Source organism: Enterococcus sp. DIV1307a, assembly GCF_050537425.1.
GTDB lineage: Bacteria > Bacillota > Bacilli > Lactobacillales > Enterococcaceae > Enterococcus > Enterococcus faecalis.
The window spans coordinates 2625979-2649539 of sequence record NZ_CP172914.1 but is presented as its reverse complement, the minus strand read 5'-3'; the positions used below and the strand labels follow the sequence as shown (position 1 = coordinate 2649539).

At 41.3% G+C, this 23561-nt stretch carries 20 protein-coding genes; 17 read left to right on the top strand and 3 right to left on the bottom strand.

Features of this window, described 5'->3' with window-relative positions; translation table 11 throughout:
* The first annotated feature begins 3 nt into the window (after positions 1 to 3).
* The 10 genes from recA (at position 4) to pepG1 (ending at position 11831) form a co-directional block, all read left to right on the top strand.
* The gene (gene recA, locus IGL90_RS12930; protein ID WP_002354860.1) at positions 4 to 1050 is read left to right on the top strand and encodes a recombinase RecA; all 1047 of its coding nucleotides are present in this window, start codon (positions 4 to 6) and stop codon (positions 1048 to 1050) included.
* A gap of 396 nt (positions 1051 to 1446) precedes the next feature.
* Positions 1447 to 3003 (top strand): ribonuclease Y, encoded by a 1557-nt coding sequence (gene rny, locus IGL90_RS12925; RefSeq protein WP_002354863.1) that lies wholly within the window; start codon positions 1447 to 1449, stop codon positions 3001 to 3003.
* A gap of 159 nt (positions 3004 to 3162) precedes the next feature.
* Positions 3163 to 3960: a TIGR00282 family metallophosphoesterase gene (locus IGL90_RS12920; protein WP_002354864.1), complete on the top strand. Its 798-nt coding sequence runs from the start codon at positions 3163 to 3165 to the stop codon at positions 3958 to 3960.
* Between the two features lie 73 nt (positions 3961 to 4033).
* A complete protein-coding gene (locus IGL90_RS12915; protein WP_002359008.1) occupies positions 4034 to 4420 on the top strand; it encodes a RicAFT regulatory complex protein RicA family protein in 387 nt (128 codons plus the stop codon).
* Positions 4421 to 6997: a DNA mismatch repair protein MutS gene (gene mutS, locus IGL90_RS12910; RefSeq protein ID WP_048737569.1), complete on the top strand. Its 2577-nt coding sequence runs from the start codon at positions 4421 to 4423 to the stop codon at positions 6995 to 6997. It abuts the gene before it with no gap.
* A gap of 31 nt (positions 6998 to 7028) precedes the next feature.
* The gene (mutL, locus tag IGL90_RS12905; RefSeq protein ID WP_048737570.1) at positions 7029 to 9161 is read left to right on the top strand and encodes a DNA mismatch repair endonuclease MutL; all 2133 of its coding nucleotides are present in this window, start codon (positions 7029 to 7031) and stop codon (positions 9159 to 9161) included.
* A 24-nt stretch (positions 9162 to 9185) separates the two neighbouring features.
* On the top strand, positions 9186 to 9740 hold the full coding sequence (locus IGL90_RS12900) for a Maf family protein (RefSeq protein ID WP_002354869.1): 555 nt from the start codon (positions 9186 to 9188) through the stop codon (positions 9738 to 9740).
* A gap of 132 nt (positions 9741 to 9872) precedes the next feature.
* Positions 9873 to 10310, top strand: coding sequence for a peptide-methionine (R)-S-oxide reductase MsrB (gene msrB / locus IGL90_RS12895; RefSeq protein ID WP_002354871.1), 438 nt, complete (start codon positions 9873 to 9875; stop codon positions 10308 to 10310).
* A 174-nt stretch (positions 10311 to 10484) separates the two neighbouring features.
* Positions 10485 to 11456 (top strand): ribose-phosphate diphosphokinase, encoded by a 972-nt coding sequence (locus tag IGL90_RS12890; protein WP_002381060.1) that lies wholly within the window; start codon positions 10485 to 10487, stop codon positions 11454 to 11456.
* A 231-nt stretch (positions 11457 to 11687) separates the two neighbouring features.
* Positions 11688 to 11831 (top strand): type I toxin-antitoxin system toxin PepG1, encoded by a 144-nt coding sequence (gene pepG1 / locus IGL90_RS12885; protein WP_002392696.1) that lies wholly within the window; start codon positions 11688 to 11690, stop codon positions 11829 to 11831.
* A gap of 368 nt (positions 11832 to 12199) precedes the next feature.
* Here the strand turns inward: pepG1 and pgmB are convergent, their stop codons facing one another.
* Together pgmB and IGL90_RS12875 are read right to left on the bottom strand one after the other, a co-directional pair.
* Positions 12200 to 12850 (bottom strand): beta-phosphoglucomutase, encoded by a 651-nt coding sequence (gene pgmB / locus IGL90_RS12880; RefSeq protein WP_002367457.1) that lies wholly within the window; start codon positions 12848 to 12850, stop codon positions 12200 to 12202.
* Between the two features lie 14 nt (positions 12851 to 12864).
* Positions 12865 to 15609, bottom strand: a complete 2745-nt coding sequence (locus tag IGL90_RS12875) for a glycoside hydrolase family 65 protein (RefSeq protein ID WP_048737419.1) — start codon at positions 15607 to 15609, stop codon at positions 12865 to 12867.
* A 261-nt stretch (positions 15610 to 15870) separates the two neighbouring features.
* Here IGL90_RS12875 and treR point away from each other — a divergent pair, with 261 nt between their 5' ends.
* From treR to IGL90_RS12860, 3 genes are all read left to right on the top strand, one after another.
* On the top strand, positions 15871 to 16584 hold the full coding sequence (gene treR / locus IGL90_RS12870; protein WP_002354877.1) for a trehalose operon repressor: 714 nt from the start codon (positions 15871 to 15873) through the stop codon (positions 16582 to 16584).
* 400 nt (positions 16585 to 16984) lie between these two features.
* A complete protein-coding gene (locus IGL90_RS12865) occupies positions 16985 to 17692 on the top strand; it encodes a WxL domain-containing protein (protein ID WP_025186757.1) in 708 nt (235 codons plus the stop codon).
* 96 nt (positions 17693 to 17788) lie between these two features.
* Positions 17789 to 18505 carry a WxL domain-containing protein gene (locus IGL90_RS12860; RefSeq protein ID WP_048737421.1) on the top strand — a complete coding sequence of 239 codons (717 nt, stop codon included), beginning with the start codon at positions 17789 to 17791 and terminating at the stop codon, positions 18503 to 18505.
* Between the two features lie 40 nt (positions 18506 to 18545).
* On the opposite strand, the gene mscL is transcribed toward IGL90_RS12860, so the two are convergent.
* Positions 18546 to 18995, bottom strand: a complete 450-nt coding sequence (gene mscL / locus IGL90_RS12855) for a large conductance mechanosensitive channel protein MscL (protein ID WP_002354883.1) — start codon at positions 18993 to 18995, stop codon at positions 18546 to 18548.
* A gap of 208 nt (positions 18996 to 19203) precedes the next feature.
* On the opposite strand from mscL, the gene yfmF reads away from it, so the two are divergent.
* The 4 genes from yfmF to pgsA all read left to right on the top strand — a co-directional run bounded on the left by yfmF (position 19204) and on the right by pgsA (position 23506).
* Positions 19204 to 20472, top strand: coding sequence for an EF-P 5-aminopentanol modification-associated protein YfmF (gene yfmF, locus IGL90_RS12850; RefSeq protein WP_048737424.1), 1269 nt, complete (start codon positions 19204 to 19206; stop codon positions 20470 to 20472).
* Positions 20465 to 21769, top strand: coding sequence for an EF-P 5-aminopentanol modification-associated protein YfmH (gene yfmH / locus IGL90_RS12845; RefSeq protein ID WP_048737426.1), 1305 nt, complete (start codon positions 20465 to 20467; stop codon positions 21767 to 21769). The genes yfmF and yfmH overlap by 8 nt, the downstream gene beginning before the upstream one ends.
* A gap of 167 nt (positions 21770 to 21936) precedes the next feature.
* On the top strand, positions 21937 to 22803 hold the full coding sequence (locus IGL90_RS12840) for a RodZ domain-containing protein (protein ID WP_002359020.1): 867 nt from the start codon (positions 21937 to 21939) through the stop codon (positions 22801 to 22803).
* A gap of 124 nt (positions 22804 to 22927) precedes the next feature.
* On the top strand, positions 22928 to 23506 hold the full coding sequence (pgsA, locus tag IGL90_RS12835) for a CDP-diacylglycerol--glycerol-3-phosphate 3-phosphatidyltransferase (RefSeq protein WP_002365382.1): 579 nt from the start codon (positions 22928 to 22930) through the stop codon (positions 23504 to 23506).
* Positions 23507 to 23561 lie beyond the last annotated feature (55 nt).

Sequence of the window (23561 nt, the reverse complement as noted above, 5' to 3'; positions counted from 1 at the left end):
CCATTGGCAGATGATCGTAAAGTGGCTTTAGATGCCGCACTGAAAAAAATTGAAAAGAACTTTGGGAAAGGTTCTATTATGAAATTAGGCGAAAAAGCTGATCAAAAAATTTCAACTATCCCTAGTGGTTCTTTAGCGTTAGATGTTGCATTGGGCGTAGGTGGGTATCCACGTGGCCGAATTATTGAAGTATATGGTCCTGAGAGTTCAGGTAAAACAACTGTTTCTTTACACGCAATTGCAGAAGTGCAACGAAATGGTGGAACAGCCGCTTTTATCGATGCTGAGCATGCATTGGATCCTCAATATGCGGAGAAACTAGGCGTTAACATTGATGAATTACTTTTATCTCAACCAGATACGGGTGAGCAAGGCTTAGAGATTGCCGATGCCTTAGTTTCAAGTGGTGCGATTGACATCGTTGTCATCGACTCGGTTGCTGCGTTAGTTCCTCGTGCAGAGATTGATGGTGAGATGGGAGCGAGCCATGTCGGCTTACAAGCTCGACTAATGTCTCAAGCACTACGTAAATTATCAGGCTCAATTAATAAGACAAAAACAATTGCTATTTTCATTAACCAAATTCGTGAAAAAGTTGGCGTGATGTTCGGAAATCCTGAAACAACTCCTGGTGGACGTGCATTGAAATTCTACGCAACGGTTCGTCTAGAAGTTCGTCGTGCAGAACAGTTAAAACAAGGAACAGACATCGTCGGTAACCGCACAAAAATTAAAGTCGTTAAAAACAAAGTGGCGCCACCATTTAAAGTGGCAGAAGTTGATATCATGTATGGCCAAGGGATTTCCCAAGAAGGCGAATTACTAGATATGGCTGTGGAAAAAGACCTTATCAGCAAAAGTGGTGCTTGGTATGGCTACAAAGAAGAACGAATTGGCCAAGGCCGTGAAAATGCTAAACAATACATGGCGGATCATCCTGAAATGATGGCAGAAGTGTCTAAATTGGTCCGTGATGCATATGGCATCGGTGACGGTTCAACCATTACAGAAGAAGCAGAAGGTCAAGAAGAATTACCCTTAGATGAATAAATAACGAGTGAATACGACTCGTTAAGAAGAAAGACAACACTTACTGAACAGGACAGGTGTTGTCTTTTTTTGTTTAGAACTAGATTGTTAAAGAGACTGTTGTCCATGTCCGAACCCATCCACATCAAGCAGCTTAGTCAAACGGCAGACTATGCGGCGTTTGTTCTAAAATTTAAACAATTCGTGACGGCGGAAACCTAAAAATGTGACGTTGTCTAATATTTGCTGCCCTTTCCAAAAGAAAGGGCTTTTTTAAGTTGACACCTTTCGCGACAAACATTAGAATAAAATTGTGTGTATGCACAAATATGCAAGTAGGCATATTGATAATTGATTTTAGTTTATCAAAAAACTACAAGATATGAATTAACAAAAAGATAGTATGGAGGTGGAAATATGGTTTTAAATATTCTCCTCGCTATCGTCGGTTTGATTGTCGGTCTTGGTTTAGGATTTGTTATTGCAAAGTCACGTCATGATAAAGCAATAAATGGTGCAAAAATTTCAGCGTCGAGTATTCTCGAGAACGCTCGGAAAGAATCAGAAACACTGAAAAAAGAAGCATTGCTAGAAGCTAAGGAAGAGAACCAGAAGTATCGTTCAGAAATTGAAAGTGAGTTGAAAGAAAGCAGATTAGAACTTAAATCTCAAGAAAATCGTTTAATTCAACGGGAACAAACGTTGGATCGTAAAGATGACTCTCTTGAAAAACGTGAAGGCTCACTGGAAGAAAAAGAAGAGAAACTTGGTGCTAGACAGCAATTAATTGATGAGCGAGAAAAAGAAGTAGAAAACTTAATTAATCAGCAACATCAAGAATTAGAACGAATTGCTTCCCTTTCAAAAGAAGAAGCAAAATCGATTATTATGAAGTCAACAGAAGAAGAGTTGAATCATGAACTAACCTTGATGGTCAAGGAGTCAGAACAACGTGCCAAAGAAGAATCTGATCGCAAAGCGAAGAACTTGCTTTCCCTAGCAATTCAACGTTGCGCCGCCGATTCTGTTTCTGAAACAACTGTTTCCGTGGTCACTTTACCAAATGATGAGATGAAAGGTCGCATTATTGGTCGTGAAGGACGTAATATTCGTACATTGGAAACATTAACAGGGATTGACTTAATCATTGATGATACGCCAGAAGCGGTTGTGTTATCCGGATTTGATCCAATCAGACGAGAAATCGCTCGAATGACCTTGGAAAAATTAATCCAAGATGGTCGGATTCATCCCGCTCGTATCGAAGAAATGGTAGAAAAATCACGTAAAGAAATGGATGAACGGATTCGTGAATACGGAGAACAAGCAGCCTTTGAAGTAGGTGCTCATACGTTACATCCTGATTTAATTAAAATTTTAGGCCGTTTACGTTTCAGAACAAGTTATGGTCAAAATGTCTTGAACCACTCAATCGAAGTAGCAAAACTGGCTGGCGTTTTAGCCGCCGAATTAGGCGAAGATGTTCAATTAGCCAAACGTGCAGGTTTACTACATGATATTGGGAAAGCATTGGATCATGAAATTGAAGGTTCTCACGTTGAGATTGGCGCAGAATTAGCTGCGAAATATAAAGAAAATTCAGTAGTTATTAATGCCATTGCCTCGCATCATGGTGATGTGGAAGCAACCTCAGTTATTTCTGTTTTAGTGGCAGCCGCAGATGCGTTATCTGCAGCCCGTCCAGGTGCACGTAGTGAATCGTTAGAAAACTACATTCGCCGCTTAGAAAACTTAGAAAATATTTCTAATAGTTTTGAAGGCGTTGATTCAAGTTTTGCTGTTCAAGCAGGACGTGAAGTTCGTGTCATGGTGAAACCAGAAGAAATTTCTGATTTAGAATCTGTTCGTTTAGTTCGAGACATTCGGAAGAAAATTGAAGATGACTTGGATTATCCAGGACATATCAAAGTAACGGTTATCCGTGAAACACGTGCCGTTGACTATGCGAAATAAAATAAAAAGCGAATAAGTATCGCGTGTAGTGTCTCAACGAACAATTGCAAGGATTGTTCGTTGAGACACTTTTTTTAATCTTTTAAAACCAAAACTTTCTTTTCAAAGCGAAAACAACTATAATAAACAAGAGATGTTAAAAAGAGAAGAGGAACCTTTTTGCGTATATTATTTATAGGAGATGTTGTCGGTTCTTTAGGAAGAGAAGCCCTAGCAACGTATGTCCCTAAATTAAAGAAGAAATATCGTCCACAAGTGACCATTGCCAATGGTGAAAATGCGGCATCTGGTCGGGGGATTACTGGCAAGATTTATAAGAAATTTTTGCAAGATGGTGTCGATGTTGTTACGATGGGTAACCACACGTGGGACAACAAGGATATCTTTGAATTCATTGATGATGCGAAGAAAATGGTTCGTCCAGCGAACTTTCCAGAAGATGTGCCTGGTCAAGGAATGGTTTTTGTGAAAGTCAATCAATTGGAACTAGCGGTGATTAATTTACAGGCCCGCACATTTATGGTGCCATTGGAAGATCCTTTCAAGAAAGCCGCCGAGCTAGTGGCTATCGCTCGCAAACGGACACCGCTCATTTTTGTGGATTTTCATGGCGAAACGACAAGCGAAAAACAAGCCATGAGCTGGTTTTTAGATGGCCAAGTTTCAGCCGTTGTTGGAACACATACGCATGTTCAAACAAATGACGCTCGGATTTTACCGAAAGGGACAGCCTTCTTAAGTGATGTCGGTATGACCGGTCCTTATGATGGGATTTTAGGAATGAAGCGTGAACCGATTATTGAGAAGTTTATGACAGCATTGCCGAAGCGCTTTGAGGTAGTCGAAACAGGGCGGACAATTTTATCTGCCTGTATTTTAGAGATTGATGACCAAACGGGCCAAGCGAAGATGATTGAGCCGATTCAGATTAGCGAAGATCGCCCGTTTCAAGAATAATAGAAGAAAAGTTAATCTCGGATCATTAAGAGGTTAACTTTTTCTGCTCTTATAGAAAAAGTGCCGGTGAAAGATGAAGGTGAAAAAAATGGAGCCGTTGAATTTAGATGCACAAAGTAATAAAGAATTAGAAAAATTGTTACATTTAATTGGACAAGATGAAGTCATTCAGCGCTACCAAGCGATTGAAGAAAAGGTAAAGAAAAACAAAAAGCTGACAGAATTAGTGGAAGAAATTAAAGCTGCGCAAAAAGATGCGGTTCAATTTGCTCACTATGGCAAACCAACTGCTGAAAAAGAAGCCATTCAACGAGCTGATGCGAAAACAAAAGAATTTGATGAGCACCCACTCGTTGTAGCCTACCGCGAACAACTGATCGAAGCCAATGACTTAGTTCAACATGTCACGGCGCTCATTCAATACCGCGTGAACGAAGAGCTAGAGAAGGAAGGGAATTAAATGCCACAAAAGACAAAAAATACACCCATGATGGAACAATATTTATCCATTAAGGCCCAATACAAGGATGCGTTTTTATTTTATCGCTTAGGTGATTTCTATGAGTTATTTTATGAAGATGCTATCAATGCAGCGCAAATCTTAGAATTGACGTTAACCAGTCGTAACCGCAATGCGGATGATCCGATTCCTATGTGTGGCGTTCCTTATCATGCCGCGCAAGGCTACATTGATACGTTGATTGAGCAAGGCTATAAAGTAGCGATTTGTGAGCAAGTGGAAGATCCAAAGACTACCAAGGGCATGGTCAAACGAGAAGTGGTGCAGTTGGTAACGCCAGGAACGGTGATGAATAGTAAAGGCTTGGAAGCCAAAGACAATAATTACTTAACCGCTGTGCTAACAGATGGTAATCAGTTCGGTTTTGCCTATGTAGATTTGAGTACAGGCGAATTAAAAACAGCAGTCTTGGCTGATGAAGAGGGCGTTTTAAACGAAGCTTCTGCGTTGCAAACAAAAGAAATGGTCCTAGGCTCAGGGATTCCTGAATCGTTAAAAGAGAACTTAAGTTTACGTTTAAACATCATCTTTTCGACACAAGAAACGGTGGAAGAAAATGCCGAGTTTAGTTTTTTAACCAATGAACTGATTAATCCATTAGAAATTGAAATTACAGGCAAATTATTATCTTATTTATCCGTTACCCAAAAGCGGAGCTTGTCCCATATTCAGAAAGCTGTGGAATATCAGCCAGATCATTTCTTGAAAATGGATCATTATTCTAAATTCAATTTAGAATTGAGTCAGTCGATTCGAACAGGGCAGAAAAAAGGGACTCTTTTGTGGCTATTAGATGAAACGAAAACAGCTATGGGCGGCCGTTTATTAAAACAATGGTTGGATCGTCCGCTAATTCAGGAACGTCAAATTAAGGCGCGTCAAGAAATGGTGCAATCCTTATTAAATGCCTATTTTGAACGCTTAGATTTGCAAGCAGCATTGACGAACGTGTATGATTTAGAGCGGTTAGCAGGACGCGTGGCATTCGGCAGCGTGAATGGGCGTGATTTAATTCAATTACGGACCTCTTTAGAACAAGTACCAACGATTCGACAGTTAATTGTCGGGATCAATCAAGGGGAATGGGATGATTTGTTAGTCGACTTAAACCCCGTTGAAGATTTAGTGGCATTGATTGCGACGGCGATTAATGAAGAAGCCCCTTTACAAATTACTGAAGGAAATGTTATTAAAGACGGCTATAACGACCAATTAGATGAATACCGTGATGCCATGCGCAATGGTAAGCAATGGTTAGCGGAGTTAGAAGCGAAAGAACGCCAAGAAACAGGGATTAAAAACTTGAAGATTGGCTACAATCGTGTCTTTGGTTATTTCATTGAAATCACTAAGTCAAATTTAGCGAATTTAGAAGAAGGAAAATACGAGCGTAAGCAAACATTAGCTAATGCGGAGCGCTTTATTACGCCCGAACTAAAAGAACTAGAGCGTTTAATCTTAGAAGCTGAAGAAAAATCAGTTGAACTAGAATATCAATTGTTCTTGGCCGTTAGAGAACAAGTAAAAACGAATATTGATCGATTGCAAACACTGGCTAAAACCATTAGTGCGGTTGATGTTTTACAATCTTTTGCAACAATTAGTGAACGGTATCAATACGTTCGACCAACGTTAAGAAGTAACACGAAAAATTTGGCGATTGTCGAAGGACGACACCCAGTCGTGGAAAAAGTTTTAGGGCATCAAGAATACATTCCAAACAGTATCCGCATGAACCCAGAAACAGATATTCTCTTGATTACTGGACCAAACATGTCAGGGAAAAGTACCTACATGCGTCAATTGGCTTTGACGGTGGTCATGGCGCAAATTGGCTGTTTTGTACCAGCGGAAAGTGCTGAAATGCCAATTTTCGATCAAATTTTTACACGGATTGGGGCCTCTGATGATCTAATTGCAGGGCAAAGTACCTTTATGGTAGAAATGATGGAGGCTAACCAAGCACTGCGACACGCCACGCCTAACAGCCTAATTTTATTTGATGAATTAGGACGCGGCACGGCAACCTATGATGGGATGGCGCTAGCGCAAGCCATCATTGAATATATCCATCGTGAAGTACAAGCCAAAACGCTATTCTCTACACATTATCATGAACTAACTGTTCTAGATGAAACCTTAAAAGGCTTGAAGAATATTCACGTGGGCGCTGTCGAAAAAGATGGCGAAGTGGTCTTTCTTCATAAAATGATGGAAGGACCTGCTGATAAGAGCTATGGGATACATGTTGCTAAAATCGCTGGTTTACCAAGCCCGCTTTTAGAACGAGCAGCCACCATTTTATCCGTTTTAGAAGCGGAAGAAACAACGATTCCAATTTCAGTTCATCATGAAGAAGTTTCAGAAGTACATGAAGAAACCGAGCAACTTTCATTATTTAAAGAAGTTTCAACAGAAGAATTAAGTGTCATTGACACATTGAAGAAAATGAATCTATTAGAAATGACACCACTAGATGCGTTAAACATGCTTCATCAATTGCAAAAACGTATCTAATTAGGAACCGAACCGGTTAGGAGGTCGTGAAATGGGGAAAATTCAAGAACTATCCGAACAACTAGCCAACCAGATTGCTGCTGGTGAAGTTGTTGAACGTCCCGCTTCTGTCGTCAAAGAATTGGTGGAAAATGCACTGGATGCAGGAAGCACCCAAATTGATATTTTTATTGAAGAAGCTGGCTTGAAAACCATTCAAATTATTGATAATGGTGAAGGAATTGCCAAAGAAGATGTACTGAATGCCTTCAAACGCCATGCCACAAGCAAAATTCATACAAGAGATGATTTGTTCCGAATTCGCAGCTTGGGGTTCCGAGGCGAAGCCTTACCAAGTATTGCCTCAGTTTCTGAAATGATTGTCGAAACTGCCACAGCTGAGGAAGAAGAAGGCAGCTATGTGATTCTAAAAGGGGGCAAGGTCGAAGAAAACCGACCAGCAGCTCTCCGTAAAGGCACAAAAATGACCGTTTCCAATTTATTTTATAATACGCCTGCTCGTTTGAAATACGTCAAAACGATCCAAACGGAATTGGCCAATATCGGTGACATTGTCAATCGTCTGGCGTTAAGTCACCCTAAAGTCGCTTTTCGCTTAGTTCATGACGGCCACAAAATGATGAGTACAACAGGCAATGGTGATTTAAAACAAACGATTGCCGGGATTTATGGCATTAGTACCGCAAAGAAAATGTTGAAAATTGAAGGAAAAGACCTTGATTTTACTTTGACAGGGTATGTTTCATTGCCAGAAGTCACACGGGCCAGCCGCAACTATTTATCAACGATTATCAATGGTCGTTATATTAAAAATTTCGCGTTAAATAAAGCAATTGTAGCCGGCTATGGTTCGAAACTAATGGTGGGACGTTTTCCAATTGCTGTGTTAGAAATTGAAATGGATCCGCTGTTAGTCGATGTCAATGTCCATCCTACTAAGCAAGAAGTTCGTTTAAGTAAAGAAAAAGATTTAATGGCATTAATTGAACAGGCGATTCAAGAAGTGTTGAGCCAAGAACAGTTGATTCCCAATGCGGCAGACAATTTGCGTTTTAAAAAGAAACTACCGCCAGAACCTAAAGCCGAACAAATGGAAATTCCTTTATCGACTGAACAACCTGCGGTAAAACAACGACCGGGCAGCTTAAGCTATAATCCCGCAACAGGCCGCTTCTATGCGGAACATGCGACAGACGAAATACCAGCCTCAAGCGCCCCTGAAGCTGTCAACCAGACAGAAAGAGCAGTGGACCCAATGGACGATCCATTTGCGCCGCCAGTGCCAGAATCAACGAGTGTAGCGGAAGAAACGTCAGCTTACGAAACCTCTTCGGCAGCTGTTGATTCCGAAAATCATTGGGAAACAGCTAGTAATGAGCAACAGGTAATAGCCGAAGAAACGAAAATAACTGAAGTATCTGATTCAGAACCTTCTCTGCGTTCATCAGAGGCTGCTGACGAGGTTTTCCAAGAAGAAATGAAACTTCACCCAGAATTCGATGCCAATAGCGCTGCGAGTCAAAGAGAACTGAAACAAGCCCTGAATAAGTTGGAAGAAGAACGACCGACAGAACGTTTTCCTGAGTTAGAATACTTCGGTCAAATGCACGGAACTTATTTATTCGCACAAAGCAAAGATGGCCTGTTTATTATCGACCAACACGCTGCCCAAGAACGAATTAAATACGAGTACTTCCGTGAAAAAATTGGCGAAGTCAGTGATGATTTACAAGAATTATTGGTACCAATCGTTATTGATTATCCAAATAGTGATGCCTTGAAAATTAAAGAGCAGAAAGAAACCCTTGCAGAAGTCGGCATCCATTTGGAAGACTTTGGACAAAATAGTTTCATTGTGCGGGCGCACCCAACTTGGTATCCTGCAGGCGAAGAGGAAAGCATTGTTCGCGAGATGATTGACATGTTGCTAACAACTGGCTCGGTCAGCGTGAAAAAATTCCGTGAAGCAACTGCCATTATGATGAGCTGTAAGCGATCCATCAAAGCCAATCATTACCTCAATGAGCAACAAGCACGCGTGCTATTAAAAGATTTAGCCTTGTGCGAAAATCCGTTTAATTGTCCGCATGGACGTCCGGTGCTGATTCATTTTACGAATTCAGATATGGAACGAATGTTTAAACGCATTCAAGACCCCCATTAAAAAGAAACGAGGCGTCATCATTTTATGCAAATTATTTTAGCATCCCAATCTCCTCGCCGTCAGGAGTTATTAAAGCGTGTGGTCCCAACTTTTACGATTGCACCAGCCGATATCGATGAAACTGTTGGTAAAGACGGCTTACCAGCAGAATATGTGGCGCAAATGGCTGCCCAAAAAGCAGCGGCTATAGCAGAGCAATCCCCCGAAGCACTAGTCATTGGCTGCGATACAATTGTGGCATTGGCGGGAGAAATCCTCGGCAAACCCACTTCTCGGGAAGACGGTTATCGCATGTTGCGCCTCCTAAGTGGCAAAACACATGACGTGTATACAAGTGTGACGTTGAAACAAGGGGAAAAAGAGCGCTCCGCGACAGTTCATTCAACCGTGACGTTTTATCCACTGACAGACACGGAAATCCATGCTTACTTAGATACCGCAGAATATGCCGACAAAGCAGGCGCTTATGGTATCCAAGGACAAGGAGCATTACTAATTGAAGCAATCGCCGGCGATTATTACGCCATTATGGGCTTACCAATTGCCAAAGTAGCCCGACTACTAAAAGAATTCAACTAATAAAAGACAGTCCTTTTCATTCGTTAAAAAGAGAAAGGACTGTCTTTTACTATGCAAACTATTAGGTGCCTGTTTGGCAAACGTGGTATCATTGAACCCAATAAATTGAACAGAAGAAAAGGAGTGGACAGAATGACAAAACCAACAGAAGAAGAATTAAAACAAACCTTGACGGATCTTCAATATGCCGTCACACAAGAAAACGCAACAGAACGCCCTTTTTCAGGAGAATATGATGACTTTTACCAAGACGGAATCTATGTAGACATTGTTAGTGGCGAGCCGTTGTTTAGCTCCTTGGACAAATACGATGCTGGTTGCGGCTGGCCATCCTTTACCAAACCAATTGAAAAACGTGGCGTCAAAGAAAAAGCTGATTTTAGTCACGGCATGCACCGAGTAGAAGTTCGCAGTCAAGAAGCGGATTCACATTTAGGGCATGTTTTCACTGATGGCCCACTCCAAGAAGGCGGCTTACGTTATTGCATTAATGCGGCAGCTTTGAGATTTGTGCCAGTGGCAGATTTAGAAAAAGAAGGCTATGGCGAGTACCTTTCTTTATTCAAATAATCCTCATTTTTTAGACAAATACGATAAAATAGTTAGAAGAAAGCGACTTTTGATGAATATCTTGTATGAAATACAGAAAATCTCTTGATTTATTTGGCTAGGACTACTATTATTTTAGAAGGAAAGTATTGTTCAGTTTTAACGAATTGGCTGAAATAGAAAGTGGAGGTTCTAATGTCGAAACATTATTTTGATCCAAGATTGAAAATCTTTTCTTTGAACTCTAATCGTCCCTTAGCAGAAAAAATTGCGGATGCTGTGGGTGTGGAGCTAGGAAAGTGCTCTGTAACACAATTTAGTGATGGCGAAATTCAAGTGAATATTGAAGAAAGTATTCGTGGTGCACATGTTTACGTCATTCAATCAACAAGTAGCCCTGTTAACGATAACTTAATGGAACTATTAATCATGATTGATGCGTTAAAACGTGCGAGTGCTAAAACAATTAACGTGGTTATGCCTTATTATGGGTATGCACGTCAAGACCGTAAAGCACGTGCCCGGGAACCAATCACTGCTAAACTTGTTGCAAACATGATTGAAAAAGCTGGTGCAACAAGAATGTTGACATTGGACTTACATGCGGTCCAAATTCAAGGATTCTTTGATATTCCAGTGGATCATTTGATGGGTGCACCATTAATTGCCGATTACTTCATCGAACACGGCATTCAAGGCGATGACGTCGTTGTTGTTTCCCCTGACCATGGTGGTGTAACGCGTGCGCGTAAATTGGCAGAATTCTTAAAAGCACCAATTGCGATCATTGACAAACGTCGTCCAAAAGCGAACGTAGCAGAAGTAATGAATATCATTGGTCATGTGGAAGGCAAAACATGTGTCTTAATTGATGACATGATTGACACAGCGGGGACAATTTCTCTTGCTGCAAATGCATTGAAAGAAGCCGGAGCAAAAGACGTTTACGCTTCTTGTACACATCCCGTTTTATCAGGACCAGCCTTACAACGTATTGAAGATTCAGCAATTGAACGCTTAGTTGTAACAGACTCTATTTACCTATCTGATGATCGTAAAATTGCTAAAATTGACGAAGTCAGCGTTGGTGAATTAATCGGAGATGCGATTAAACGTATCCACGAAAACAAACCAGTTAGTCCGTTATTTGAAACAAAAAATAAATAATTACAAAAAACCGCCCACATCATTTTTCTGATGTGGGCGGTTTTTTCTCTAAATCATTTTATCTAAAAAAATATTGTAACCTGAATATTTATTAGGCATTCATGATATACGATAAGTGTAGAGAAGTTAAGGCGGAGGCAAGCGCAAAGGAACATGCGCTTTGCGACGAGCATCGCAACAAAGTGAGAAGCGTAGGAGCAGAGACTTTCCCCTTTCAGTGAGGTGGTGCGTATGAGCGTACTTCCAAAATTTACAGAAAGGAGAGGCCTGTTGTCAGCATATGAAACAATTCAGACGATCCTAGGGTTTGGTATGTTTACCATTGCTTTGATTGCGCTGATTGTGAAATTGCTTAAAAATGACAATAAAAAATAACCGTTTACTTTGATCGAGTACGGTTATTTTTTGTAACAAAATCGGTCACCGTCTTAAACGGTTCTACATCAGAGAGGTATGTTGACGCATATCTCTCTTTTCGTTTTCATTATAGCACATTTTCCCGAAAAGTACGAATAAATTTAGCGTTAATCCGTGAAATTATAAAAGCTGTTAAAAATGACAATAAAAAATAACCGTCTACTTTGACCAGTACGGTTATTTTTAAATAATACAATTGGTCACCGTCTCAAACGGCTCTACACTAGAGAGGTATGTTGACGCATCTCTCTCTTTTCATCTACATTCTAGCATAGATACAATGTAGATGAAAAGAGGTGCCTGCTGCTAAAGGTTCTTGTCATTCTTTAGCGATTGAGCAGTGCATCAACGCTTAGTTCAGTCATTTCAGAAACTTGCATGTCGGCTCCGATTAAGGGTTGGCTGGCCGACAAGCCGACGGCATAGATGCCCGCGGCTTTCAAGCCGTCAATGCCTGATTGTGCATCTTCAAAGCCAATGGCGTTTTGCGGTAGCACGCCAATACTGTCAGCGGCGGCTAAAAAGATTTCAGGATCAGGTTTGCCTTTACTTAACGAGTCGGGATCGACAATTGTGGCGAAGTACGCGCGCACGCCTAATTTTTCCAAAATCAGGGGCGCGTTTTTTGAAGCCGAAGCCACGGCACAGGGAATGTGACGTGCTTGGGCTTGCTGTAGCAATGGCACGACACCAGGTAAAACATCTTCTGTTGTTAAATGTTCTAATAATTGAACGTAGTGATCATTTTTTTGCTGAGCTAAGGCTTCTTTTTCTGCTGGAGTAAACGCATTTTCACGGTGGCCATGGGCTAAAATGCGGTCCAAGGAATCCATCCGACTAATGCCTTTTAATGTTTCGTTGAAGGTTTCGTCAATGGGAATACCTAGCGAATCGGCCAACGCTTTCCAAGCTTGATAATGAAATTTGGCAGTGTCAGTAATGACACCATCCAAATCAAAAATAAATCCAATCGTCATTGTGGTTCGCTCCTTTATTGATAATGTACTTCTTTTGGTCGTTCGGCGGTTAACGGAATCAACGCGCCCTGAACCAATAATTGTGTGTCTTTATCTGCTGTAATCGTGACACTGGTTTGTGTTAATGAAAATTGATACGTCACGCCTTGATGAATAAACTGGAACGCCAGCGCTTGCCAATGTTCAGGTAAGTTTGGACAAATTGATAACTCTTTCTGGCGCGTGTCAACGCCTGCATACGTCGCTAAAGTAACGTGAATCGTCGCAGCCATGACCCCTGTATGAATTCCTTCAGCGGTCGTGCCACCTTGAATGTCACGATAATCGGAATACAACGCTTCTTGATAAAGTTGCCAAGATAGCTCATGGAATTGCGCCATTTCTGCCAATTGGGCATGAACAATTCGTGACAAAGTCGAACCATGAGACGTCCGTTTTAGATAATACAAAAGATTTTTTTCCAAATAATCCGCAGGCAATTGATACCCTAAATCTTCTAAAATTTGATCCACCCGAGTTTTGTCTAAGTTGTAGAACAACATTAACGTGTCGGCTTGTTTCGCCACTTTGTAATCATCGGGAGATTCTCCTTCGGCTTTTAAAATTCGATCCATGCGGTAAATATTGCCGTATTTCTCTTTCATCGCTGTCCAGTCAATCTCTTTTAAGCCGAAATACCCTTCATATTGCGCAATAATACCGTCAGAATTAACTTCAATTTCCAGTGAATTTTGAATTTGCTGCATGCGGGCTAGATCAGCCGAAGAGGTCTGCGTTTTGGCAAAAAGTTGTGCCTGTTCTTCCTCAGAGAAAAGTGCCAAAATGTTGGTTAATTCTTCGAATAGCCAAACCACCATCAAATTCGTATAGGCGTTGTTTTTCAAGCCGCTTTCCGCTTGGTCTGGATAGCCCTCGTGAAACTCATCAGGTCCCATCACTTTATCAATAAAGAACCGTCCTGTTGCGTCATCTAACGTCGCAGCGCTGTTCCAAAATTGAGCGATTTCTAACAACATTTCGCCGCCATATTGTTTCATAAATTCATGATCCTGTGTACTATGCCAATACAACCAAGCATTGTAAGCAATCGCTAAGGACACATGCCGTTGCAAAATACTATGATCCTCGCCCCAATGTCCATTCAACGGATTTAAGTGAAGTTTTTGCGTGGTTTCACGCCCATCACGCCCTGATTGCCACGGATACATTGCGCCACGATACTGGCTGGCCGCCGCATTCTCCTTCGCTTTCTCTAATCGGTGGTAACGATACAGCAACAATTGTTTCGCTGTGTCAGGATAATGTTGAATATAAAAAGGTAAAATAAAAATTTCATCCCAGAAAATATGTCCACGATACGCTTCACCATGCAAGCCTCGGGCGGTAATCGAGACGTCTAATGCTTGGGCTTGGTTACTAAAAGGCGAAGCCGAAGCCAGCAAGTGATAACTGTGAATCCGTAAAAGTTTTTGAGACATCAAATCGCCTGTCACAGTAATGTTGGCTTGTTGCCAAAGAGTTTGCCAAGCGCGGGCGCTTTCCTGAGCGGCGGCCGCAAAAGAGTCCTTCGGCGTAAACGGTACCTGCCAACTTTGTTCGGCGTGGCTGGCTTGCACAAAGACTTGTTTTTCTAGCGTATAGCGCGTTCCTTGGTGCGCCATCACGGTCACCACTTGGGCGATTTTTTCCGCTTCTTCTTGAATCATAATGGCTTCTTTTTCAAAAAAATCACCGGTTATCAAGGCCGTTTCTCGGACGCTCAAGTTGGATTGATTGGTACAAACCTCAATCACGGTTTTGTTTTCCTGCGCGCTTAATGCTGTCACCTGAAAATGTTTCGCTGTTAAGTTGCGATACCGCACCACGTTATAGTTGTAGACACTGCCATCCGTGACGGTTTTCAAAGTAATTGGGGCTGAAAAGTTTAACGGCTCAAACGTATATTGCAGATGATAGTCATTCGGCTGTGCCATATTGGCGATTTTTTTCGTCGTTAATTTAATTTGCTGATTGTCCGCATCTTTCAAAATCATTTCTGCGACAAACAATCCCGTTTTCAAGTTCAATTGACGATGTAATTGTTGTAGCGTGTCTGGAGAAATCGTTAACCAGTCGGTGGCATTGCCAATTTTTAAAGCGATGTGTTGGTTGTCAGGAGCATTGACGAAATCTTCATTTTCCACTACTTGACCCGCAACTTCCGAAGCCGCTGTATTATAAAGCCCCGCAATATAGGTCGCTGGATAATGATCATCAGAAATCGTCATCTCAGGTGTCGTGCCGCGCAAGCCTAAAAAGCCATTGCCGACAGTTAACAGGGACTCCACCGCATATTCATTTTTCCCAGGTACGTAGCCATAATAATCTAAATGCCAAGCCAGATACTGCCGTTTTTCTTCAAATGCTGCCAGCAGATTCGGTGCCGCCGCTTGTTCGGCTGCCGTTAAAAGTGGCGTGTTCAACTGTTCCGCGAATGCTTGAATCACCGCTTGCGGAACCAGCGCCAACGTTTCCTCTGGCGAAAAGAAATCCGCTGGGAAATCAGCCACAATCCCCCCCAGAATCGGCGCAGCCTCTGCCACAATCAATTGGCACAGTTCAGGAACCGTTTCTTCGATAGTCAAGGCTTCAAAAGGGAATGTTTTTTGGTGAAGCGGTTCCAATTTATGGTTAAAAAAAGTCGTCGTTAGTTGGTTCGTTGCGAATGTTAATTCTAAAATGGTCATGTTTGGCGCCTCCTTGTAAACTTGTATAGACATGTTGTGTTTGACTACAGTATAGTATGAACGAATCAGAATTACAAGGATTTTCCCTAGATTCTTGGGAAAACTTTTCCAGAAGGGGGCAGCAACAGACTGCGCTGGGTCCGAAAAAAAGGCGGTCAATCAGTGGTTTGGCTGGGGGAGTTTGTGGCGTAAGCAAGGCAGAAAGTGCGGGGGATTTTTCTGACCAGCTCTAGGTTTTTCGGAGGGAATATGCTATGCTTTTAGAAAAGAAATTGTTGGTAGAGGAGGATCGGCATGAACAAGTTTCATGACATATTTTTAGAATTAGAACAACAAATTGTCCAAGGCGACTATCAGCCAGGCGATTTATTACCTAGTGAAAATCAATTAGTGGAAACTTACAATGTTTCCCGTGAAACAATTCGGAAAGCCTTGAATTTACTGATTAACGCTGGCTACATTCAGAAAAAACAAGGCAAAGGCTCGATTGTGCTCAACTTTAAAAAGTTTAATTTTCCTATTTCAGGGGTGACCAGTTACAAGGAGTTACAACAAACGCAGCATATTGAAAGTCATACTCATGTGGTTTCCTTAGAAGAAATTCCTGTGGAGCGCAACTTGGCTCAGTTGACTGGCTGGACGGAAGGGGCCCCTGTGTGGCGCTTAGTTCGGCAACGGGAGATTGAAGGGGAAGTCGATATTTTAGATATTGATTACTTGATTAAAGAGATTGTCCCTGAACTGCCGAAGCACCGTGCCGAAGATTCGATTTTCGATTATCTGGAAAACGACCTTGGCTTGGCGATTAGTTATGCCCAGAAAGAGATTACCGTGGAACCGCTCACAGAGATGGACAAGCAGCTGATTGGTGAAGTCGAAGGCAATCATGTCGTCGTGGTCCGCAGTATCATGAACTTGGAAGATACCCGCTGTTTTGGCTATACGGAATCTCGTCACCGCTTAAACAAATTTAAGTTTGTGGAATTCGCTCGTCGCCGTAAATTGTAAGTCTTAGTGATGAACAAATATAAAAACGGCTGTCATTAAATGGAAATTGACGGTTTTTTCGCAAGAACCGCCGGTAAATGTATAAGATTTTAGGAGAAAACGTCAAAAAGTAGAGGTCTAACTCTTACTTTTTGACGTTTTTTCCTTGTTTTTTAAACGAATTTGACGAAAAAATCATTAAATAACATTTATAAATATCAAAAAGTGCTGAAATTAAAGCTTGAAATCAAGAGGAACGCTTGGTTTTAAAGGAATCATCAATTTTTACGAATGGCTGTTAAATATTTAAAATTACGAAGAGGGCAGATTCTTGTATAATAAGGCTATAGCTTCGGAAGCGCAGAAAAAAGAACCGCGCGCTCTGGAAATTCATACAGTAAAAGGAGATGTACATATTATGATGAAAAAGAAAATGATGGCAAGTTTATTAGTTGGTAGCGCAGTGGTCGGCGCAAGTTTAGCACCTCTTTCGGCACAGGCGACTACGACAGGGAATACGCCAGTGCAGGTAGAGTTTGGTGGAGGGGTGTTGCCAGACCAAGGTGATGAAATTGGTACTGTAGATCCAGATCCTGGTACATCTAATACAGATTTTGATTTATTGGCAGTTCCGAAAGGATTGAACTTTCCTTTGACAAAAATTGGCGAAGATTTATCTGCTATCAAGTTGCCTACTAATGAACGCTTTAGAAGTGTTATGGTAGGGGACTTACGAGGAACGAAAGAAGGTTGGCATGTGACCAGTGAAATAGCTGGATTGACTAACGGCACAGAGCAATTAGCTGGGACTATCGACATAGCTTTAACTGCTAGTTATGCACAATATCTCACTCCTGAAACTGAAAAAGGATATTATGTAGCCGCAATTGTCCAAAATGGAATAAATATTGCTAATGACCCAACGGCGCCTGATTTCAGTGGAACAAGCATAAAAATTGGTGGTGGTGCTACTTTATTAATGAATGCTACTGTTGGAAAAGGTCAAGGTACTTGGGCAGGGCGTTTTGATGATATGACATTAAACGTCACAACTCCAATGCAACAACTGAAAAAAGGCGCCTACACAGGCAACATCACATGGAACCTCGTCGCGGGACCATCAATCTAAGCACAAGCAACGAAAAACAGAGGACGGACCATCAGCTGGTAACTGCTGCTGGTCTGCCCTCTAATAATCATTCAATCGTAAAGGAGAAGAACACAAATGAAAAAGAAAATGATGACAAGTTTATTAGTTGGTAGCGCAGTTGTTGGCGCAAGTTTAGCACCACTTTCGGTACAGGCGACTACGACAGGGAATACACCAGTCACAGCAGAATTTGAAGGCGGCACGTTGCCAGACGGCAACGGCGATGCCAATACCGTTGATCCAGACCCGAATGGCTCAAACAGTAACTTCGATTTACTGTTTATTCCTCGCGAATTTAATTTTGGGAAATTATCAATTTCTGATGATTTAACGAAACCAATTCTTAACCAAAGAGACCCAGAAGCCATCAACGGCCATACAGAAATGATTGGTGTTGGTGACGTACGCGGCGGCAAAGAAGGTTGGCATTTAACGGCCCAATCTAATGGCCTAAAATTAGGCACTGAAAGCTTACAAGGCAACATTAAAGTGGCGCTGATTACTCAACTTGATTTGGAATACGAGGCAACAAGCAATAGTTATGTAGCTCTGACGACAGCAGTCTCTGCGCCAGAAGTCAGACCACAACTGGCTGCTCCGCAAAATTGGACCCTTGATTTAGGCGGGGAAGCCCAATTAATGGCTAACGCAGCAGCTGGTCAAGGCCAAGGATTATGGCAATTTTCACTGTTTAATACAGCTTTAAACATCACAACACCAGCCAACAATATTAAAGCAGGGGCCTACACAGGCAGTATCACATGGAACCTCGTCGCAGGACCATCTGTGTAAGTCCAAACAAAAAAGTCATCCCCTTAGGATGACTTTTTGCTTATTTCTCTGTGAAAGTGCTGTCTGTTTTGACAGTTTCAGCAGGCGGTGTTTGCGCCGCTAGCAAGTCGCGAATTTCTTTTAAGTAATCTTCGCTCGTTGGTACCACTTCTTCTTCTGCCGCTTCTTCTTTTTTGCCGCGGTTTTTCATTTTGTTGGCCGCTTTGACAATTAAGAAGAGGACGAAGGCCGTAATTAAAAATGTAATAAGTGCACTAATCACGCTACCAATATTGAATTCAACGCCTTCGACTTTATAGACAAGGGCTCCCAATGCATCGTCGGCACTCTTTTTCCCAGTCGTCAAGACAAAAATCAGACTAATTAACGGGGTAATCAAGCCTTCCACCACTTGTGTCACAATCGCTGTAAACGCACTACCAATGACAACACCAACGGCTAGGTCTAAGACACTCCCGCGCATGATAAACTCTTTAAATTCTTTAATCATTCTTTTTTCCCTCCTCACTTTAAAAACAGTATACCGAATCTTCTTGAAAATTTGAACTGAAAAACTCTTATCATTCAGAAAGCACCTGAAGCTGTGTTATAATGGAGCTATTGGAAAAAACATTAAAAAATGCTTTAGAATTTACGCGATACATATATTTCACAGCATTCTTTAGGTAAGATGAAGCAAATGAAGGAGCGATGCGGCAATGTCTGTTCAATTAGTTAAAGGCGTGAATTTACACGTCATTCCTACAGAAAAATATAAAACGGTGCGTCTTTTAGTCCGCTTTAATACACGATTAAATCATGAAACCATTACAAAAAGAACGCTGTTGTCCAGTTTGATGGAAACCAACAGCTTGAATTACCCGAATCAAGTCAAGTTAAGTGAGCGTTTGGCGGAACTTTACGGCGCCAGCTTTGGGATTGGCGTTTCCAAAAAAGGCAATCAACATTGGTTTAATATTTCTATGAACATTGTCAATGATCATTATTTACAGGATAGTCAGGTTCTCGCCGAAGCGGTGGACTTTTTGAAGGAAATTATTTTTGCCCCCAATATTCAAGCGGGCCAATTTGAGGCGGAAACCTTCCAACGGGAAAAAGAGAACTTGAAAGCGTACTTGGAAAGTATTGTGGAGGATAAGCAAACCTATGCCTCTTTGGTGCTTCAAAGTGTCTATTTTAATCAATCGGAGGATCAAAAAATCCCTAGTTTCGGGACTGTTGCGGCGTTAGCTGAGGAAACAGCGGCGTCATTAGCGGCATATTATCAAAAAATGCTGGCGGAAGATCAAGTGGATATTTTTGTTTTAGGTGATGTCAATGAGGCGGAGTTAGTGCCATTATTCAAGCAATTACCGTTTACGCCTCGTGAAGAAGGCAAAGCCGCGATTTTCTACAATCAACCAATTCGCAACGTGATTGAAGAGCGGACCGAGCGTGAGGTGTTAGCCCAATCGAAATTAAACTTGGCTTACAACACGGATATTTATTATGGCGATAGCTATTATTTTGCGTTGCAAGTGTTTAATGGGATTTTTGGCGGTTTCCCGCATTCTAAATTATTTATGAATGTCCGTGAAAAAGAGCATTTAGCGTATTATGCTTCTAGTAGTATCGACACTTTCCGTGGCTTCATGACGGTTCAAACAGGGATCGATGGCAAAAATCGGAATCAGGTCTTGCGTTTGATTTCGACAGAATTGGAAAATATTCGCTTAGGTAAGATTAGCGAATTAGAAATTGAACAAACGAAAGCAATGCTAAAAAATCAGTATATCTTAGCGTTAGATAATGCAGGCGCGTGGCTGGAAAAAGAATACTTGAACGAATTAATGCCACAGACGATGCTGACGGCGGAGGAATGGATTGCGCGGATTAATGCCGTGACTATTCCAGAAATCCAAGAAATAGCCAAGCGCTTGGAACTTCAAGCAATCTTCTTTTTGGAAGGAGACACGGAAAATGATTAAAAAAGACTATGCACAAATTAAAGAAACATTGTATACAGAAACACTGGAAAATGGTTTAAAGGTTTACCTATTACCGAAAAATGATTTCCAAAAAACGTATGGCTTGTTTACGATTGATTATGGTTCAATTGACAATACGTTCGTGCCAATTGGTCAAGAGGAAATGATTGAAGTGCCTGACGGAATCGCCCACTTTTTAGAACATAAAATGTTTGAAAAAGAAGATGGCGATGTCTTCCAAAAATTTGGGCAACAAGGGGCTTCAGCGAATGCCTTTACCAGTTTTACGAAAACGAGTTATTTGTTTTCAACGACGGATCAAGTGACACAAAATCTAGAAACGTTGCTTGATTTTGTGCAATCGCCGTATTTCACGAAGGAAACGGTCGAAAAAGAAAAAGGCATCATCGGACAAGAAATTCAAATGTATTTAGATGATCCTAACTGGCGCTTGTTCTTTGGTATTTTAGGTAACCTTTATCCGAAACATCCATTGCATATTGATATAGCCGGCACAGTGGCAAGTATTGCGGAGATTACCGCAGAGGATTTGTATACATGTTACAATACGTTTTATCATCCAAGTAATATGACCTTGTTCGTGGTAGGGAAAATGGACCCCGAAGCGTTAATGGCGTTCATTCGTGAAAATCAAGCGGCGAAAGAGTTTCCTGCCGCCCAACCTATTCGTCGGCATTTTCCTGAAGAAACAGCTGCTGACATTGTCAAAGAGAGCGCCATTGAAATGGCAGTCACACGGGCAAAAGTGCTTGTTGGCTTGAAAGGCTTAGATGAAGTGCCAACAACGGGTCGTGACTTAATGAAATATCAAGTCACCGTGAACTTGTTGTTACAATTATTGTTTGGTAATACCTCTCAAAACTATTTGGCTCTTTATGATGAAGGCTTGTTAGATGATAGTTTTAGTTATGACTTTAATTTAGATCGCAGTTTCCATTTTGCGGATATTGGCGGCGATAGTGAGCAACCAGAAGTCTTAGCAGAACGAATTGAAGCTATTTTATTATCTGCCACAACAAGTCCAGAATTAACGGAAGAAAATTTGTCCTTATTGAAGAAAAAAATGATTGGTAAATATTTCCAATCCTTAAACTCTTTAGAGTATATCGCCAACCAATTTTCACAATCATTGTTTGGGGAAACCACGCTGTTTGATAAGATTGAAGTCATTGAAAGCATTCAATTAGCCGACGTCCGCCAAGTAGCAGAGACCTTGATTCGTGAAGAAGGATTGAGCCGTTTCTACATGTATCCTAAAGGAGAAACCGAGCAATAAACCAACTGTTTAAGAAAAAGAAAAATCTTTGAAATCTTTCAATTTTGTTATCCTCAGTTGGCTTCTTTTGTGGTATTCTTAAAGGACGGGAATGTTTTCCTTGGCAATTGAAAAAGACTGATGAGACAATCGATAAATTAACAAAATAGACTGGAGAAGATGGACGAGTGGCCAGCGTAAATATTGGAGAAACACTAAAAGAAGCAAGATTGCAGAAGAACATCTCAATTGATGAACTGCAACAAATGACAAAAATTCAAAAAAGATATTTAGAAATTATTGAACAAAACGATTTTGAGTCCTTACCAGGCACCTTTTATGTGCGGGCGTTTATCCGCCAATATGCAAGTGCGGTCGGCTTAGATGGCAATCAATTGGTAGATATCTATGATGGCAAAGAACCAGCAATTGTCGAAGAACCCAAGCCAGTGTATGAAGAGCTTGAAGGATCACGTAAGCAATTGCATGACGAAGAAAAGCAATCCAGTTGGTTACTGCGGAACTTACCAGCCATTGCCTTTTCGTTAATTGGTTTAGCCATTGCGGTCGTGGTGCTGTATATTATGTGGCAAGATCAAAAAGCCGAACCGATTATTCAAACACCGGCAACTAGTGCCAGTGTGGAAAAACCCAAAGAATCAAGTCAAGCCCCAGAAAGTAGCACACAAAGTAGTACACCGCCGTCTTCTTCAAGCGAACCAGAGAAGAAAACAGCTGTGGCTGTGGTGAGTGATGCCAATAATCAAGTAACTGCAACGGTTAAAGATGCGAATAGTCCAATCAACATTACCTTTAAAGGGACTGAAGGCTCTTGCTGGATTGGCGTGATGGTCGATGGCAACTATACGTACCAACACACCCTGCAAGCAGGAGAGACCCAAACAACAGCTTTACCTGCGAATGCCGCCAATGCAACACTGATTCTAGGCGCCTCAAATAACGTCGCCATTCAAGTCGATGGCGCCGATTTAACACTGGAAAAAACGCCAGTTTTAATTCGTAAGGATGTTACATTAGGGATTACGTATCGTTAGAAATGGTGTAAGAAGAATCTGGATAAACTGTCAAACGGCAATTATTCCAGATTCTTTTCTTTTTTTCGTGACACTGCCAGCAAGATAACGTAAAATAGAATAGGAGAAGGAAGGGGCAATTGAAGTGAATTTACCAAATAAATTAACAGTTTTAAGAATATTTATGATTCCGATTTTTATTATTATTGTGTCGGTGCCGATGGACTGGGGAACGATTAGTTTTGGCGACACAACGTTAGCCGTTACCCAATTAGTGGGCGCGATTATTTTTGCAGTTGCTAGTTTTACAGACTGGTTGGATGGCAAAATTGCCCGTGCGCAAGGCTTGGTGACGAACTTCGGAAAATTTGCGGACCCATTAGCGGACAAAATGCTAGTGATGACCGCCTTTATCGTCTTAGTTGGTCAAGGCAAAGTACCCGCTTGGATTGTAGCAATTATTGTTTGTCGTGAATTGGCAGTAACTGGTTTACGGTTGTTATTAGTCGAACATGGCGAAGTAATGGCAGCAGCTTGGCCGGGAAAAGTAAAAACAGCTACCCAAATGGTTGCAATTATTTTACTGTTCATTAACAACATTCCATTTTCAGCACTCCATCTACCACTAGATCAAATCATGCTATATGCCTGCTTGATTTTCACCATTTACTCTGGTGTTGATTATTTTGCTAAGAATAAAGATGTTTTTAAAGGTTCGATGTAAAGAGAGAATCAAAACGCTTGGCTTGTGCCAAGCGTTTTTTAGTATTCATGATTGA